The organism is Nonomuraea lactucae (genome assembly GCF_003313395.1).
In the GTDB taxonomy this organism is placed as follows: domain Bacteria; phylum Actinomycetota; class Actinomycetes; order Streptosporangiales; family Streptosporangiaceae; genus Nonomuraea; species Nonomuraea lactucae.
In genome coordinates, this window is record NZ_QNFZ01000027.1 from 1 (window position 1) to 15,619 (window position 15,619).

At 70.1% G+C, this 15,619-nt stretch carries 11 protein-coding genes and 1 riboswitch; of the genes, 6 read left to right on the forward strand and 5 right to left on the reverse strand.

Annotated elements, in window-relative coordinates; all coding sequences use genetic code 11:
* The first annotated feature begins 126 nt into the window (after window positions 1-126).
* Window positions 127-241, forward strand: a riboswitch (TPP riboswitch).
* Entirely contained in the window at window positions 233-1,912 is a 1,680-nt protein-coding gene (thiC, locus tag DQW85_RS01690; RefSeq protein ID WP_113698581.1) for a phosphomethylpyrimidine synthase ThiC, read from the forward strand. It overlaps the preceding riboswitch by 9 nt.
* Here the strand turns inward: thiC and DQW85_RS01695 are convergent.
* On the reverse strand, window positions 1,899-5,948 hold the full coding sequence (locus DQW85_RS01695) for a WD40 repeat domain-containing protein (RefSeq protein ID WP_113698580.1): 4,050 nt from the start codon (window positions 5,946-5,948) through the stop codon (window positions 1,899-1,901). The genes thiC and DQW85_RS01695 overlap by 14 nt on opposite strands.
* A 156-nt stretch (window positions 5,949-6,104) precedes the next feature.
* On the opposite strand from DQW85_RS01695, the gene DQW85_RS01700 reads away from it, so the two are divergent.
* Genes DQW85_RS01700 through DQW85_RS01710 form a run of 3 tightly spaced genes read left to right on the forward strand, consistent with a single transcriptional unit; the run spans window position 6,105 to window position 8,836 of the window.
* Window positions 6,105-6,719 (forward strand): hypothetical protein, encoded by a 615-nt coding sequence (locus tag DQW85_RS01700; protein ID WP_113698579.1) that lies wholly within the window; start codon window positions 6,105-6,107, stop codon window positions 6,717-6,719.
* Window positions 6,720-6,762: 43 nt separating this feature from the next.
* Entirely contained in the window at window positions 6,763-7,839 is a 1,077-nt protein-coding gene (locus DQW85_RS01705) for a serine hydrolase domain-containing protein (protein ID WP_275888155.1), read from the forward strand.
* A 52-nt stretch (window positions 7,840-7,891) separates the two neighbouring features.
* Window positions 7,892-8,836, forward strand: a complete 945-nt coding sequence (locus DQW85_RS01710; RefSeq protein WP_113698577.1) for a MerR family transcriptional regulator — start codon at window positions 7,892-7,894, stop codon at window positions 8,834-8,836.
* A gap of 131 nt (window positions 8,837-8,967) precedes the next feature.
* On the opposite strand, the gene DQW85_RS01715 is transcribed toward DQW85_RS01710, so the two are convergent.
* Window positions 8,968-10,500: a M28 family metallopeptidase gene (locus DQW85_RS01715; RefSeq protein WP_113698576.1), complete on the reverse strand. Its 1,533-nt coding sequence runs from the start codon at window positions 10,498-10,500 to the stop codon at window positions 8,968-8,970.
* 315 nt (window positions 10,501-10,815) lie between these two features.
* Between DQW85_RS01715 and DQW85_RS01720 the strand changes: the two genes are divergently transcribed.
* Window positions 10,816-11,655, forward strand: a complete 840-nt coding sequence (locus DQW85_RS01720; protein WP_113698575.1) for an alpha/beta fold hydrolase — start codon at window positions 10,816-10,818, stop codon at window positions 11,653-11,655.
* Between the two features lie 27 nt (window positions 11,656-11,682).
* Here the strand turns inward: DQW85_RS01720 and DQW85_RS01725 are convergent, their stop codons facing one another.
* A complete protein-coding gene (locus DQW85_RS01725) occupies window positions 11,683-11,946 on the reverse strand; it encodes a hypothetical protein (protein WP_162794626.1) in 264 nt (87 codons plus the stop codon).
* A 359-nt stretch (window positions 11,947-12,305) separates the two neighbouring features.
* Here DQW85_RS01725 and DQW85_RS01730 point away from each other — a divergent pair, with 359 nt between their 5' ends.
* Complete coding sequence (locus tag DQW85_RS01730) at window positions 12,306-12,680, forward strand: hypothetical protein (RefSeq protein WP_205314774.1); 375 nt, start codon at window positions 12,306-12,308, stop codon at window positions 12,678-12,680.
* Between the two features lie 238 nt (window positions 12,681-12,918).
* On the opposite strand, the gene DQW85_RS01735 is transcribed toward DQW85_RS01730, so the two are convergent.
* Window positions 12,919-14,343 (reverse strand): MDR family MFS transporter, encoded by a 1,425-nt coding sequence (locus tag DQW85_RS01735; RefSeq protein WP_113698572.1) that lies wholly within the window; start codon window positions 14,341-14,343, stop codon window positions 12,919-12,921.
* A 445-nt stretch (window positions 14,344-14,788) separates the two neighbouring features.
* Complete coding sequence (locus DQW85_RS01740; RefSeq protein WP_113698571.1) at window positions 14,789-15,589, reverse strand: alpha/beta fold hydrolase; 801 nt, start codon at window positions 15,587-15,589, stop codon at window positions 14,789-14,791.
* Window positions 15,590-15,619 lie beyond the last annotated feature (30 nt).

Consider the following 15,619-nt stretch of genomic DNA (forward strand, 5'->3'; position numbering starts at 1 on the left):
GGCGCGCCCTCGGCGAGCCACGCGGCCGGTGTCGCGTCCGGTCGCGGAGGGCGCGCCGCCGCGCTTCCGGCAACGGTCTGAGCTGATCCACTTCTTGCGCGTCTCCTTCACTCCTGGTTAGGTTGAGCCGTCCAACGCGGGAGCCCGGTGTGACCGGGCTGAGAGGACGGCTACCGACAGCCGCCGACCGCCAGAACCTGCTCCGGGTAATGCCGGCGAAGGGAGTTGCGCGATGGAGCGCGCGCGTTTTTCCAAGATCTACACCGGTGATCTCCGGGTCCCCATGCGCGAGGTGCTGCTGTCCAACGGTGATCGGGTACGCCTGTACGACACGTCCGGGCCGTACACCGACCCCTCGGCGGACACCGACGTGACGCGGGGCCTGCCCCCGCTCCGCAGGGAGTGGATCCTCGCCCGGGGAGACGTGACCGACTACGACGGCCGGCCCGTGCCGCCCGGACCGGCCGGACGTCCGCTGCGCGCGAAGGGCGCGCCGGTGACGCAGCTCGCCTACGCCCGCGCCGGGCAGATCACCCGCGAAATGGAGTTCGTGGCCGTCAGGGAAGGGGTGACGCCGGAGTTCGTCCGGGGCGAGGTGGCCTCGGGGCGGGCCATCATCCCCGCGAACGTCAACCACCCCGAGAGCGAACCGATGATCATCGGCCGCAACTTCCTGGTGAAGATCAACGCCAACATCGGCAACTCGGCCGTCACCTCCTCCATCGAGGAGGAGGTGGAGAAGATGACCTGGGCCACCCGCTGGGGAGCCGACACCGTCATGGACCTGTCGACCGGCCGCGACATCCACGCCACCCGCGAGTGGATCATACGCAACTCCCCCGTGCCCGTCGGGACCGTGCCCATCTACCAGGCACTGGAGAAGGTCAACGGGGCCGCCGCCGACCTGTCGTGGGAGGTCTACCGCGACACCCTGATCGAGCAGTGCGAGCAGGGCGTCGACTACATGACCGTGCACGCCGGCGTGCGGCTGGCGTACGTGCCGCTGACCGTCCACCGCAAGACCGGGATCGTCTCCCGCGGCGGCTCGATCATGGCGGCCTGGTGCCTCGCACACCACCGCGAGAGCTTCCTCTACGAGCACTTCGCCGACATGTGCGAGATCTTCAGCGCGTACGACGTGGCGTTCTCCCTCGGCGACGGGCTGCGGCCCGGCTCGATCGCCGACGCCAACGACGAGGCGCAGTTCGCGGAGCTGCGCACGCTGGGCGAGCTGACCGCCATCGCCCGCGAGCACGGTGTCCAGGTGATGGTCGAGGGGCCCGGCCACGTGCCCATGCACAAGATCAAGGAGAACGTCGACCTGCAGCGCGAGGTGTGCGACGACGCCCCCTTCTACACGCTGGGCCCGCTGGTCACCGACATCGCCCCCGGCTACGACCACATCACCTCCGGCATCGGCGCGGCCATGATCGGCTGGTACGGCACCGCCATGCTCTGCTACGTCACCCCCAAGGAGCACCTGGGCCTGCCGAACAGGGACGACGTGAAGACAGGTGTGATCACGTACAAGATCGCGGCGCACGCGGCGGACCTCGCCAAGGGGCACCCGCTCGCCCGGTCCTGGGACGACGCGCTGTCCGACGCCCGGTTCGAGTTCCGCTGGGAGGACCAGTTCGACCTGTCGCTCGACCCCGACACCGCCCGGTCGTTCCACGACGAGACGCTGCCCGCGGCCCCCGCCAAGACCGCCCACTTCTGCTCCATGTGCGGCCCCAAATTCTGCTCCATGAAGATCAGCCAGGATGTGCGGCGCTTCGCCGAGCAGCGCGGGCTGCCGGAGTCCGAGGCGCTCGCCGCCGGCCTGGCCGTGAAGTCGGCCGAGTTCCGCGAGCAGGGCGGGCAGGTCTACGTGCCGCCCCCGGGTGAGAGCCCGGAGACTACGCGCGGGTGATGCTGAAGCTCGTGCAGAACGGGTGGAGCATGCGTCCGGTCAGCCGGGTGGGCCGGGAGTCCCGGAGGGAGGCGGTGAGCCCCACCATCACGTAGCCGTAGGGCTGTTCGATCCAGTGGCCGGGCAGCAGCCGCAGCTCGCCACCGGCGACGCGCCCGTGGACGGTGAAGGCGCCCCGGGGGACACGCTTGTTGGCCGCGGTCGGCCCGAGGTCGAGCCGGGCGGACACGAAGCCGTCCGCGGCCTGTGCGCCGACGGTCAGGCGCATGGACGTCTCACCTTGCGCGCAGTGATAGGTGCCCTGCCAGACGCCGGACAGGTCGAAGGCGCGGGACGGCGGGGCGGCGGGCGCCGCCGTGGGACGGCGGGCGCACGGCGGGTCGTACGGGATGTCCGGGCCCACGTGCTGCCGCCAGTCCTCCCGCGTCATCGAGGCCGCCGAGAGGAGGCAGATCCGGTCCATGACCGCGCCGGTGTCCATGGACCAGATCGTGACGGTGTTGTCCCGGCTGCCGGACGCCATGGTCTTCCCGTCGGGGCTGAACGCGACGCTGCGGACGTCGGCGCTGTGCCCGATGAACGGCTCGCCGAGCGGGGTGGGGCTTTTCGGGTCGGTGACGTTCCAGATCCGGATGGTGCTGTCCTGGCTGCCGGACGCCATGGTCTTCCCGTCGGGGCTGAACGCGACCATGTTGACGGCGTCGTTGTGGGCGCCGCGGAGCCGGCTCAGCGGCTTCATCACCCTCGGGTCGGAGACGTCCCACAGCTGGATGGCCTCGTTGCTGTTGACGCTGGCCAGGACCCGGCCGTCCGGCGAGAACTCCACCGACTCCTGCTGGTACCCGCTGGTGCCCTCGGCGAGGCGCCGCGGCGAGCCGGGCTCGGAGACGTCCCAAAGAACGACCTTGCCGTCGCCGTGCCCGATGGCGAGCAGGCGCCCGCTGCGGGAGAAGGCCACGGCGAACGCGGGGAAGCCGCGGCGGGTGGTCGCGCCCAGCAACCTGGGGGCGGACGGGGTCGTGACGTCCCAGAGCCGCACGCCACCGTCGGGGTTCCCGACGGCCAGCACGGCGCCGTCGGGCCGGAAGACCGGTGACAGGACGGCCTCGCCTCCGTTGGGCAGGGGGTCCCCGAGCGTACGAGGCGCGGAGAAATCGGACACATTCCACAGCCGCACGCGGCTGAAGTCGGCGAACGTGGCGAGCAGCCGCCCGTCGGGGCTCCACGCGGACTCGGTCTTGAAGAGGCCGCGATGGGCGGGCACCTGTACGCCCAACGGCCGGAGCTCCGCCGGGTCGGAGACGTCCCAGAACCTGACGGACTGGTCGTCGCTCGTGGTGGCGACCTTGGTGCCGTCGCGGCTGAACACGGCGGACCTCACCGTCGAGGAGTGGCCGATGAGCTCGGAGCGCGGCAGGCTCCACAGCCGGACCACGTAGTCGTCACTGGCGGTCACCAGGCGGCGGCCGTCGGGGCTGAAACGGACCGTGTCGATGTCGTGGGTGTGCCCGGTCAGCGGCGGGCCGACCTGCGTGGGGCGCTGGGGATCGGCCATGTTCCAGAGCCGCACGGTCTGGTCCTGGCTGGCGGTCGCCATGAGCAGCCCGTCGGGGCTGAACGAGATGTCCCCGAGGGTGTTGGTGTGCCCGGTGAGGGCGAAGCCGGCCAGCTCGGGCTTGGCCCGGCTCTTGACCTCGTACAGGGCGACCATGCCGCGCAGGCCGCTGGTGGCGAGGTGTCTCCCGTCCGGGCTGAAGGCGGCCGCCTCGGTGTCGATCTCTTCGTCGAGCGACTTCGGGTGCCTGAGGTCGGTGAGATCCCACATCTGGGACTCCCCGAACTGGCGTGTGCTGAACAGCGTGCGGCCGTCCGGGCTGAACTCCATCCCGTTGGCGGTGGTCGAGTCCGTGCTGACCAGGCGGCTGCTCATCTTGACGGGCCGCCGCGGGTCGGAGACGTCCCACAGGTCGATCGCGCTGCCCAGGCCGGTGCCCGCCATGATCTTCCCGTCGGGGCTCAGCGCGACGGCGCTGTCGTCCTCCGGTTTCCCGCCGTTGTCGGTCTGGCTGAGCAGGACGGGACGGGACGGGTTGGAGACGTCCCACAGCCGGAACACCCGGTCCCAGTCGGCGCTCGCCATGAGCCGCCCGTCGTTGCTGAACACGACGGTGTTGACCTGTTTCTGGCCGTCGGTGATCGGCGGGCCGAGCGGCGCGGGGTTCGCCGGGTCGGAGACGTCCCACAGCCGGATCGTGCTGTCCCAGCTCGAACTGGCGACGGTGCGGCCGTCGGGGCTGTAGGCGACGGAGGTGACCTTGTCGGTGTGCCCCCTCAGCGGGATGGACAGCGCGAACAACTGGGTGCCGAGGACGCGCTGAGCGGTGGCGGGGCTGGGCCGCAGCCGGTGCGCGACGAGCGCGAGCTGCGCCGACTTCGACAGGTCGGTGGCCCGTAGCCGGTCGGATTCGGTGACCACCCGGTTGTAGACGGCGAGGTCACGCTGGGCGAGCGCGTCGTTCCGCTGCTGGAGGGCGAAGACGGCGGCCGTGGTGGCGACGAGGCTGAGGACGGTCAACGTACCGATGATCACGTTGCGGCGGCGCGTGGTCCGCCGCTGGAGCCGGTCGGATGCCTCGAGGAACTCCGCGACGGGTGCCGTCAGCGGGCTGACGGCCCGGCGGGCCCAGGCGCGGGCCTGGTCGAGCAGCGCTCCCCGGTAGAGGACGTCCGCGTCGCTCGTCCGGTGCCAGGCGGTCGCGGCCTCGCCGAGCGCCTGCTCGATGAGCTGGTCCTCCCGGTTCGCGGTGATCCAGTCGCGCAGCCGGGGCCAGCTGCGCAGCAGCTCGTCGTGCGTGATCGTGACGGTCTCGCGGTCGGAGGTGAGCAGCCGGGCGTCGGTGAAGGCGTCGATGACCTCGCGGGCGGTCGCGGGGTCGTGGCTGGAGTCGACCAGCTCGCCGCGCGTACGGGCCCTCCTCACGTCGGGGGTGCCGGTGTCGCCGAGTTTGACCAGCTGGACCAGCAGGCGCGGCGTCATGGCCTGGCCCGCCGGGCTGAGCCCGGCGAGGGTGCGGTCGGCGGTGGTGGCGATGGCCCCACTGATGCCTCCGGTGGTCAGGTAGCCGGCGACCGTCAGCGTGTGCCCGTTGCGCTGCTGCCAGCTGGCGCGCAGGGCGTGGGCCAGGAGAGGGAGGCGGCCGGCCTCGTAGTCGCCTTCGGGGCCGGCGCCGAGGTCGCGTAACAGCAGTTCGACCAGGCCGGGTTCGACGATCAGACCTTCGCGGCGGGCGGGATAGAGGATGGTGTCCCGCAGTTCCTCGACGGTCATGCTCTTGAGCAGCAGCGGGCTGTCCTGGAGCGCGGCCAGGAGGAGCGGGTGGCGGAGGCAGGCGCTGTAGAAGTCCGCGCGCAGGCCGATCACGACCCAGCCGACCCGCTCGGCGAGCCGGCCGAGCAGCTCGAGGAACTGCCGGCGTTCGCCGAGGTCCGCGCAGAGGGTGAATAGCTCCTCGAACTGGTCGACGACCACGACGGCCGGGGTGTCGCCCAGATGCCGCTGGAGCATGTCGGCGCACTCCGCGGGGATCACCGGGTTGCCGGTGACGGCGGCGACCTGCGCGGCGAGGGCGGCGACGGGATGAACGCCGGGTGTCAGCCAGAGCCGCGCCCACCGGCTGGAGCCGGGCAGCTTGGACGCCTTGAGCTCGGGCAGCAGCCCGGCGCCGAGCAGCGAGGACTTGCCGGCACCTGAGGGCGCGATGATCATTTGGACGCCGGACCGCCGCCGGTCCAGCAGGCCGAGCAGGTTGGCGAGCACCTTGTCGCGCCCGCAGTACCACTCGGACTGGTCGGGCCCGAACGCCGCGAGGCCGGGGTACGGGCAGATGTCCGTGGTCTGGCCGGGGATCGTGCGGCGCAGGACACGAGTGCCGTCTTCGAGATAGAAATGCAGATCTCCGGCCGCCTGGTTGATGCTCGCCGAATCCTCCGCATGAGCCTCAAAGCGTATCTGTGGTTCTTCTTCGCGCTCGTCCATCAACTTTCACGGTAAATCAGCGACCAGGGCGCGCGCGCGAATAACCCGTTTCGTTACCTCGACCCGCCAATTTACCCGGATAAAGCGCGATAAGTCGGGATAAGGGTGGCTGCCATCCGGCGCGACAGATCAGAAATTCCCGGCCATGATGGGGGCATGGCCAAGCGCGCACTGTTCAGGGTCGCGGCGGCGCTCTGCGCGGCGCTCGCCCTGGCCCTCGGCACCGCGGTCGTGGGCCTCGACGCCGCCGACAAGCTCGCGAGCGTGCTCGGGCTGGTCGTGGCGCTCGCCGGCCTCGCCGTGAGCCTGCGCGGCATGGCACGAACCCGCACCCGGGAGAGCGAGGCGACCGTGGATCGACTCACCGGTACCGAAGCCGTCTCACTGGTGAACGCCATGGGGGGTGACAACTGGAGGCAGGCGGAGGTGGCGCTGCTCAGGCTCTGGCGCGACACCCTCCCCGACCGGCTCCCGGACGTCGAGGCGGCTCTCGTGGAGACCCGCCGCGAACTGTCGGCCGCGCGCCCGGACACCGCCCCGGCCGTCCATGACGAACTCGTCTCGGAATGGCAGGGGCGGCTCCGCCGGCACGCGCTCGCCGACCCCGCATTCGCGGCCGCCTTACGCCGCCTCATCGCCGAGAAGATCGCACCTCTCACCCCACAAGCCCCACCGCGTTCACCGCGAATAGAGATGAACGCCACCGGCTACGACCGAGCGCGAATCCAGCAATCAGCCGGAGACATGTATATCAATCAGCAGAACGACTAGAACGCCCCCGATGGAGCCGCGCGTCGCCCCGCCTTCCGCACCGATGCCCCACGGCGCCCGTAGCCGTCGCCGTGGGAAGGGCTGTGGGAAGGGCTGTGGGAAGGGCTTACGCGCCGCGGCCGTCGCACTGCTGCTTGCGCTGCCCGCCTGCACCGCCGGACCAGCCACCCCACCGAGGCCCGCGGCGACCTCCACGGCCACCCCGGCGAAGCCCCCCGCCGACCCTCCGGATGTCCGGGCGGAAGCCGAACGGCTGGTGCGCGCGGGCGCGCCGGGAGCGGTGGCTTACGTCCTGGACGGCGAGCGCGTCTGGCAGGCCGCCGCGGGCAGCGCCCACAAGGGGGAGCCGATGCGGACCGGCCACCGGTTCCGGATCGCCAGCATCACCAAGACCTTCACCGCCGCCCTCGTGCTCCAGCTCGTACGCGAGGGACGGCTGTCGGTCACCGACGAGGTCGAGCGCCTGCTCCCCGGCGTGATCAGCACCCGGGCGACCGTGGCGGACCTGCTCAGGCACACCAGCGGCATCCCCGACTATCTGACCTCGCCCGGCTTCACCAGGGCGCTGAAGGGCGGCGGTCACCTGAAGAGGTGGCCGCCGCGCGAGCTCGTCGCCCATGCAGGCGCCGCAGGCCCGCCCGGCACCTTCGCCTACTCCAACACCAACTACATCCTCCTCGGCATGACCCTGGAGAAGCTGCGCCGCAGGCCGTACGGACAGCTGGTCCGAGGGCGGATCGCCCTCCCCGCGACCGAGCTGCCGGCCGCCCTGACCCCCGCGAACCTCGCGCGCGGCCGGGACGGGGCCACCAGAGTGCACGCGTCGATCTTCTGGAGCGCCGGCGGGCTCGTCTCGACCGCCGCGGACGTGGCCGCCTTCTACCGGTCCCTCTTCGGCGGTGCCCGGCCCGAGGGCCGGGCGATGCGCGAGGGCAGGTTCGGCGTCTTCGCCGAGCGGCTCGGCTGCGGCGCGCACGTCCTCACCCACTCCGGCCTGATACTGGGGTACGGCGGCGCCGCCATGAGCACCGAGGACGGCCGCCGCGTGGTCGTGGTACAGGTCAACGCGAGCATGGCCGGCGACGCCATCGCCGCGGCGCAACGGCTCATGTGCGGTTGACTCCGGAGACTGGGCTTGAGTCTCCACCAGAGGGAGGCACCAGGGTGAGCGCATGAACGGCGACAGGCTCTACTCGATCGGCGAGCTGGCCCGGATGGCGGGGCTGACGGTCAAGACCATCAGGTTCTACTCCGACCGTGGGATCGTGCCGCCGACCGACCGAAGTCCGGCCGGCTACCGCTTCTACGGCATCGACGCGCTCGCCCGCCTGGACCTCGTCCGAACGCTGCGCGCCCTGGGCCTGGACCTTCCCACGATCACGAAGATCGTGGACCGGCAGATCTCGCTTGCCGAGGTCGCCGCGGCCCACGCCGAGGCACTCGAGGTGCGGATCCGGGTGCTACGCCTGCGGCGCTCGGTGCTGGCGGCGGTGGCCAGGCGCGGCTCCACCCCAGAGGAGATGGAACTCATGCACAGGCTCGCCAAGTTGTCGCGGGACGAACGCCGACGTCTGATCGGCGACTTCCTCGACGCCGCCTTCGGCGGCCTGGACGCCGATCCGGCAGTCACGGCGATCCGGTGCTCGATGACCCCCGAACTCCCCGACGACCCGGACGCCGAGCAGGTCGAGGCGTGGGTGGACCTGGCCGAGCTTTCGCAGGACCCGGACTTCCGCGCCGGCCTGCGGCACATGGCCGAACAGCACGCGGCCGAGCGTGACACCACTGGAGGAGTCCCGCGCCGCGACCTGGTCGCCATGGTCCGTGACCAGGTGGCCCCGGCCCTGACAGCCGGCCTCGCTCCGGCCTCCCCGCAGGCCGACCCCGTCGTGGCGGCGATCGCGGCGCACTACGCGCGCATCCTCGGCCACCCCGAGCACGCCGACCACGCCGACCTCCGGCACAGGCTGCTGACCCGGCTGGAGACCGCGAACGACCCCCGCAGGGAGCAGTACCTCCAGTCCCTCGCCGTCATCAACGGCTGGCCGGCCCCGGAAAGCACGGCCCCCGCGCTCGACTGGCTCATCCAGGCCCTGCGCGCCCGGTTGCCCGGGTAGAGCGCGAACCCGTTTCCACGCGGCGGCACAGCACGGCCCCCGCCGCCTGCGCTCTCCAGACGGCGGGGGCCATGCGCTGTTCACCCGAAAAGGGGCCGTTCACCCGAGACGGGCGTTCACATGAGAAGGTGCTACTCGCTCACCGTGTGGCCGTGATCGTGGTCGTCACCGCCACCGCCGGTGCCGGGAGTGGTGGAGCCGGGGGTCCCGCTGCCGGGCAGTTCCTTGCTGTAGGCGTAGACCAGCGCGGCGGTCGCCACGGCGCCCGAGTTGATCGCCAGGGCCTCGTCGTTGATGTTGGCGAGGTTGTCGCACTCCTGGTGGTAGCACTTGTCGTAGGCCACACCCGCCTGGCCGCCGAACTTCGCTGCCTCGTCCTCGGTCTTGATGCCCTCGGCGCCGGTGAACAGGCCACCGGCCGGGATGCCGACCTCGATGAAGGGGCCGTAGTCGGAGCGCCCGGTGAAGTCGGTGCCGACGAACGGCTTGCCGATCGTGGTGTAGTACTTCTCGAAGAGCTTCTCGATCTTGTCGGATCCGGGCGGTCCGGCCGGGGCGCCGACACCGTCGGAGTCGTCGCCGTCGTAGATTCCGAACGTGTAGTTCGGCGAGGCGATCATGTCGAAGTTCAGGTACAGCTTGATCTTGGCTCTCTCCTCGGCGGAGAGGTTGGCCACGTGGTGCTCGGAGCCGAGCAGGCCGAGCTCCTCGGCGCCCCAGAAGTAGAAGCGGAGCTTGTTCTTGGTGGGCAGGGGTGCCAGCCTCAGCGCGGTCTCCAGGATCGCCGCGCTGCCCGAGCCGTTGTCGTTGATCCCCGGCCCGGCGACCACGCTGTCGAGGTGCGCGCCGAGGGCGACGACCTTGTCGGGGTTGCCTGAGCGGTGGTCGGCGATGATGTTGCGGGTCTTGCGGTGCAGGTCGCTCTCGGTCCTGGTCTTGAGCTGAACGGCGGTGCCGGCCGATGCGAGCTCGTTGCCGGCGGCGAAGGTGGTGCCCACGACCGGGATGGTGAACGGGACGCCGAGGGTGCCGTTCAGCAGCCCGTCACGGCCGGGCTGGCCCTCGTTGAAGATGATCACCGCACTGGCGCCGGCGGCCAGCGCGTTCTCCACCTTGATCTGGAAGGTGCAGGTGCCACGCTGGAGCAGGGCGATGTTGCCCGCCGTGAATCCGGCGAAGTCGCTCGCCTCGCACCCGGAGGTGGAGCTCGGCGCGGGGGTCGGCGGGAGGACCAGGTCCACACCCTGGACGGTGCCACTGACGTCACCCGACCCGGAGTACGTCATGGTCGCGAAGTCCGTATCGGGGACGTACGTCTTGGGGCTGGGAGCGGTCCTCGCTAAGGCCGGCTTCTCCAGTTCCCGGAAGAACGGGAACTCGAACTCCTGGAGCGTGACCCGATAGCCGGCCTTGCGCAGCTTGCCGGCGACGTAGTCCACCGACCGGTCGAAGCCCGGGGTGCCCGAGGCGCGCGTGCCGCCGTTGGCGTTGGCGATCTCCTGCAGCTTCTCCAGGTGCCGCTTCACCGTGGGCGCGGTGAGGCTCCTGCTGAACGCCGCGGGATCGGGGTCCGCGCTGGCCGGGGCGGCCGAGACGAGGGGGAGAGCCATGGCCGAGGCCGCGGTGACGGCGGCCAGCACGCTCCGATACGCGCGTTTGCGCATGCGAAACTCCTCTATCACCAGTAGAGCCGGACAACCTCCGTAATCGCGATCAAAGGGAACATAGTGTTACTTACTAAGATCTTGAAAGCCCTGGCTCGAATTTGTTATCGACCGGAGTCGTAACCAGTCGTCCGGAGGGAGCCACATCCGGGACCCCGGGCCGACCCTCGACCAGAAACGGAAACTCAATATCCACAGCCGCCAACGCTCCGACGTGATCATGCAGCCAGGGATCAGGGATGCGGTCCGAACAGCGGTCGCCCGGTCGAAATACCCGGTTGCTCTGGCCGGAATGCCGCTGAAAGGATCACGGCCATGCCCGCCTTCCCCGCCCACGATGGAACCGACCTCGCCTACCACGTGTTCGGAGCGGGCCACCCGGTGATCTGCCTACCGGGCGGCCCGATGCAGGACTCGGTCTACCTCGGGGACCTCGGCGGCCTGTCGGCCCATCGACAGCTGATCATGGTGGACCCTCGGGGCACCGGCCGGTCCGGGACACCGGCGGACGCCACCTCGTACCGCTGTGACCGGCTCGTCGATGACGTCGAGGCCCTGCGCGAGCACCTCGATCTTGACCAGTTGGACCTGCTCGGGCACTCCGCGGGCGCGAACCTCGCTGTTCTCTATGCGGCCCGGCGCCCGGCACGTGTCCGCAAGCTCGCTCTGATCACCCCCAGCACCAGGGCCGTCGGCATCGAGGCCACCGGGGAGTCCCGGCTCGCGACCGCGCGGCTCCGCGGGGACGAGCCCTGGTTCGGACCGGCCTACGCGGCCCTTGAGGAGATCGTGGCCGGCAACGTCACCACCGGCAACAGGAAGGCCATCGACCCCTTCCTCTACGGGCGATGGGACGCGGCGGCACAGGCCCACCAGGCGACCCACGACCGCCGCCGGAACGCCGAAGCCGCGGCCGCCTTCGGCGCCGAGGGCGCGTTCCACCCGGACGCCACTCGCGCGGCACTCGCCGCCTTCCACGCCCCGGTGCTGCTGCTCGCCGGAGAGTTCGACCTGAACACGCCCCCGAGCGCCGCGGCCGAATTCGCCGAGTTGTTCCCGAACGCCGAGTTCGCCGTTCAACCAGAGGCAGGCCATCATCCATGGCTCGACGACCCCGACAGGTTCGTCGCGACGACCGCGACGTTCCTCGGCTGAGCGTCGACCCGCAGCAGACCGGGAGAGTCAGCGGATGATCCGACCGTGGTACGCGGCCGACACCAATGGCCCCAGGCGCGCGTGGGCCGCCCGAAACGACTCACGGAACCGGCCAGAGCCCCAGGACCGGGCGACCTGCTCGAAGGTCTCCCAACTGGAGAACGCAGGCACAGAAACCCATCCCGGTCCGGCCATCCGGTCCAACGACGCCTCGAGCCCCTCCTCGCCGACCACCCAGTCCTCGTACGCGGTGATCCGGTCCGCCGAGCCGGGCACGCCCGGCAGCGTCACCCCGGCCGCAAGACGCTCGCGCCCGCGCCGCCGGAGCAGCCCCGCGTCAAGCGGGCCCTCGGACGCAGGGCCCCCCGGGTGCGTGTGGCGCGTCCACGACGGCAGCACGACGCCTCCAGCGGTCGACCCGCTCGCCCCGCTCGACCGCCCGAACACGAGCCCGGACGCCAGACCCCTGATCGCCTGCCCAGCCCAACCCCTTGAACATCCGGCGACAACAACATCGTGACAGATCGGGTGGAAGTAGCCTGAGCGCCATGCACCAGCCCGCGCCCTTCTCCCCATGGAGCCAGCCGAGCCGGCCGAGCCAGCCGCCCCCACCCGTACCCTCCGGGGCGCAGGCGTATCTCATCCTCGATGTGAGGCGACACTGGATCGGCTTCATGCTGAGCATGATCACCCCCAAGATCATCCTCAACGGCCACCAGACTCTGGGCAGATGGGGCCGCAACACGATCCCACTTCCTCCCGGCCAGTACCACCTTCACATCCACCTGCCCTATTTCCTCCCCCCACAGATCGGCCCCGCGGACCTGACGGTCCTGCTCCAGCCCGGAATGGCGCTCGAACTCGAATACCGCGCCCCCATGTGGGCCTACTCCCGAGGCGCCCTCGGCCCCGCCCCCCAACCATGGAACGGAAAGGGCTGCGTGATCGCCCTGCTGGCGGTCGCGGGGGGCCTACTGGCGCTCATGCTGATGCTGATCGTCATCGCGACACTCTCGCTCAGCTGAACCCGCCGCGGTCTCCGCTGAGCCCGCCGCATTCTCGGAGGCCGCCCCCATCATGATGGGGGCGATCCCCTCCGGGACGGTCGTCTCGGCGACCGCGGCAGGGCTCCTGCCCTGACCACTGGGCGTTCCCGCTGTCCTGGCGGCGTGAAGTACAGATCGCCGGTCTGCCCGGCATCCGCGGCGGCGAACTTGATCCGCTGCTTGTCGGGCAGGCGCGCGGCCCGCCCGACAAGAGAGATCAAGCCTCGCTCTCCACCGCCGCCATACCGGTCTCATCGGCGGGTTCCTCGAGCACACCGGCGTTGTTCGCTCGGGCCGGCAGGAGCAGGGCGGCGATGACCACAGCCACGGACAGCACCGCGCCGATGATGAAAGCCAGCCGCATGCCCTCGAGGTTGGCGAGTGCCTCGGTGACTCCCGCGGATTTCAGGGCATCGGCTCGCGCGCTCATCACGGTGATCACGAGCGCGGTGCCGAAGGCCGCCGCGACCTGCTGCAGCGTGCTCAGGATCGAGCTGCCGTGGGAGTAGAGCCGCGGAGGAACCGCTCCGAGCCCGAGAGTGAACACCGGGGTGAAGGTCGCCGCCAGGCTCACCATCAGCAGCGCGTGCAGAGCGAGAAGCTGCCAGAACGGCATGGTCATCGTGACCTGCGTGAAGCCGGTGAGCGCGAGCGTGATCCCGATCGCGCCGGGGATGACCAGAACCCGGCCGCCGAACTGGTCGAACAGGCGGCCGACGGTCGGACCGAGCAGCCCCATCGCGAGGCCGCCCGGCATCACGAGGAGCCCGGTCTCCAGGGGGCTGAGCGCGCGGACGTTCTGCAGGTACAGCGGCAGCAAGATCATCGATCCGAGCATCGCCATGAAAGCCACCGACATCAGGATCAGCGCGACCGTGTAGGTGCGGTGGCGAAGGGTACGCAGGTCCATCAGCGGCGCACCGCGCTTCTGCAGCGACAGCTGGCGGACGACGAAGACGGTGATGGCAATCAGGCCGGCCGCCACGATCGTGGCGGCGACGCGGACGTCACCGCCCTCGAACTGGCTGAGCCCGTAGACCAGGCCGCCGAAACCGGCAGCGGCGGTCACCACGCTGAACCAGTCGATGGTGCTGAACTGGGGCTCTCCGACGTTCTTGAGCTGCTTCAGGCCGCGCCATGTGATCACTGCGGCGATGGGGAGCACCACGGCGAACAGCAGCCGCCAGGACCCGAATTGGAGGATCACCCCCGAGACCGCCGGGCCCATCGCGGGCGCGACCGAGATGGCCAGCGTGACGTTGCCCATCACCCGGCCTCGGTCGGCCTCGGGCACCACCTGCATCAGCGTGGTCATCAGCAGCGGCATCATCACCGCCGTACCGGACGCCTGGATGATGCGGGCGCCCAGCAGCACCTCGAACATCGGCGCGACCGTGGCCAACGCCGTGCCGAGCAGGAACAGGCCCATCGCGGTGGCGTACGCGCGGCGGGTGGACACCCGCTGCAGGAACCACCCGGTGATCGGGATGACCGCGGCCATGGTCAGCATGAAGGCGGTCGAGAGCCACTGAGCGGTCTGCTCGGTGATGCGGAGCGCGCCCATCAGCCGCGGGATCGCGTTGATCATGATCGTCTCGTTGAGGATGACCACGAACGTGGCGAGCACCAACAGCCGGATCACGGCGGGGGTGCGACCCGAAACGGCGGTCGCGGACGTGGCAGGTGAGTCGAGCTGTGGGCTGGACACGGTACCTCGATCGGGGTTGTCGGGACATGACTTGGTCGTGGCTGGCGTCCCAGCCTTGGGTCTCACAAGCAGTCGTGGTCATGCATAAGACTGACCGACACCACCGACAAAACTCATCGCCCGCGTCCAGCATTCCGGCAAGTGGACCGAAATGTCATCCGATTTTCACCGGCGGCGGACAGCGATCTCCAGCTCACGCGAAGGAGCCCCGCAGCCAGATGGCGACCTACCTGCTCGGCCGGGGGACCAGCGGTTGGAGCTGGATCACCAGCACAGAGGGCACGCCCAGCACCCGTCAAGAACCCGCCGCTACTTCGGGTGAGCGCAACGGGAGTCGGTGGTCACCCGGCAGACCGTGGTGACCACTGACTCTCCCTCGTCACACCACCGTGGGGAGATGCCGCTCGAGCAGGTCGATCACACCGTCAGGATTCTCCAGGGCGTGGACGTGACCCGTGTGCTCCATTACGACCAGCTCGGCGTGTGGCACCCCCGCGACGATCTGCTTGGACTTCTCGGGCGGATAGGTGTGGTCCTCGGTGCCTGCGACGACGACGAGCGGGACGGTGATCGCGGCCAGCTCGTCCAAGACGCCGGCCCGGTGCGGGATGTGCCACGCCGCGTCCGCGTACTCGGGGCCACGACTCAAGAGGAGCTGGCGCACCCCGGCGAGGATGTGGGCACGAGACGGGTCGTTCAGGGTGGTCTCGCCCATCATGAACGTGAGTAGACCCTCCAAGATCGGCTCCATGCCGTGCTCGCCGAGCACGTCAATGAGGACGTCCATCTCCTCCACCTGCTCCTCGACGTCGGCTGACGTACCCATGACGACCGCCGAGCGCAGCAGCTCGGGGTGACGTGCCGCGAGCCGGAGCCCGACGAACCCGCCCATCGAGTTGCCGACGAACACGACCGGCGCGATGCCGAGCGCGCCAATGAGCTCGACGACGTCCTGGGTGAGCGTGTCGTAATCGAGCTGATCGCGGGGGGCACGAGCACTGCGCCCCTGTCCTCGATGGTCGTACCGGATCACCCGGTAGCGGTCGTTGAAGTGATCGGCCTGGGCTTGGAACATCCGGGTGTCGAAGAACATCGACGGGCTCATGACGAGCGCCGGAGCATCCCGTGGACCGTCGTCCTCGTAGTAGAGCGTCGTGCCGTTGACGTCGATGGTTGGCATGGTGCACCTCCTGCGATTGCCAGCAATATA

Bases quoted from the DNA above. Each gene is read 5' to 3' on its own strand.
- thiC (WP_113698581.1), top strand. From the start codon at position 233: ATGGAGCGCGCGCGTTTTTCCAAGATCTACACCGGTGATCTCCGGGTC.
- DQW85_RS01695 (WP_113698580.1), bottom strand. From the start codon at position 5,948: ATGGACGAGCGCGAAGAAGAACCACAGATACGCTTTGAGGCTCATGCG.
- DQW85_RS01700 (WP_113698579.1), top strand. From the start codon at position 6,105: ATGGCCAAGCGCGCACTGTTCAGGGTCGCGGCGGCGCTCTGCGCGGCG.
- DQW85_RS01705 (WP_275888155.1), top strand. From the start codon at position 6,763: ATGCCCCACGGCGCCCGTAGCCGTCGCCGTGGGAAGGGCTGTGGGAAG.
- DQW85_RS01710 (WP_113698577.1), top strand. From the start codon at position 7,892: ATGAACGGCGACAGGCTCTACTCGATCGGCGAGCTGGCCCGGATGGCG.
- DQW85_RS01715 (WP_113698576.1), bottom strand. From the start codon at position 10,500: ATGCGCAAACGCGCGTATCGGAGCGTGCTGGCCGCCGTCACCGCGGCC.
- DQW85_RS01720 (WP_113698575.1), top strand. From the start codon at position 10,816: ATGCCCGCCTTCCCCGCCCACGATGGAACCGACCTCGCCTACCACGTG.
- DQW85_RS01740 (WP_113698571.1), bottom strand. From the start codon at position 15,589: ATGCCAACCATCGACGTCAACGGCACGACGCTCTACTACGAGGACGAC.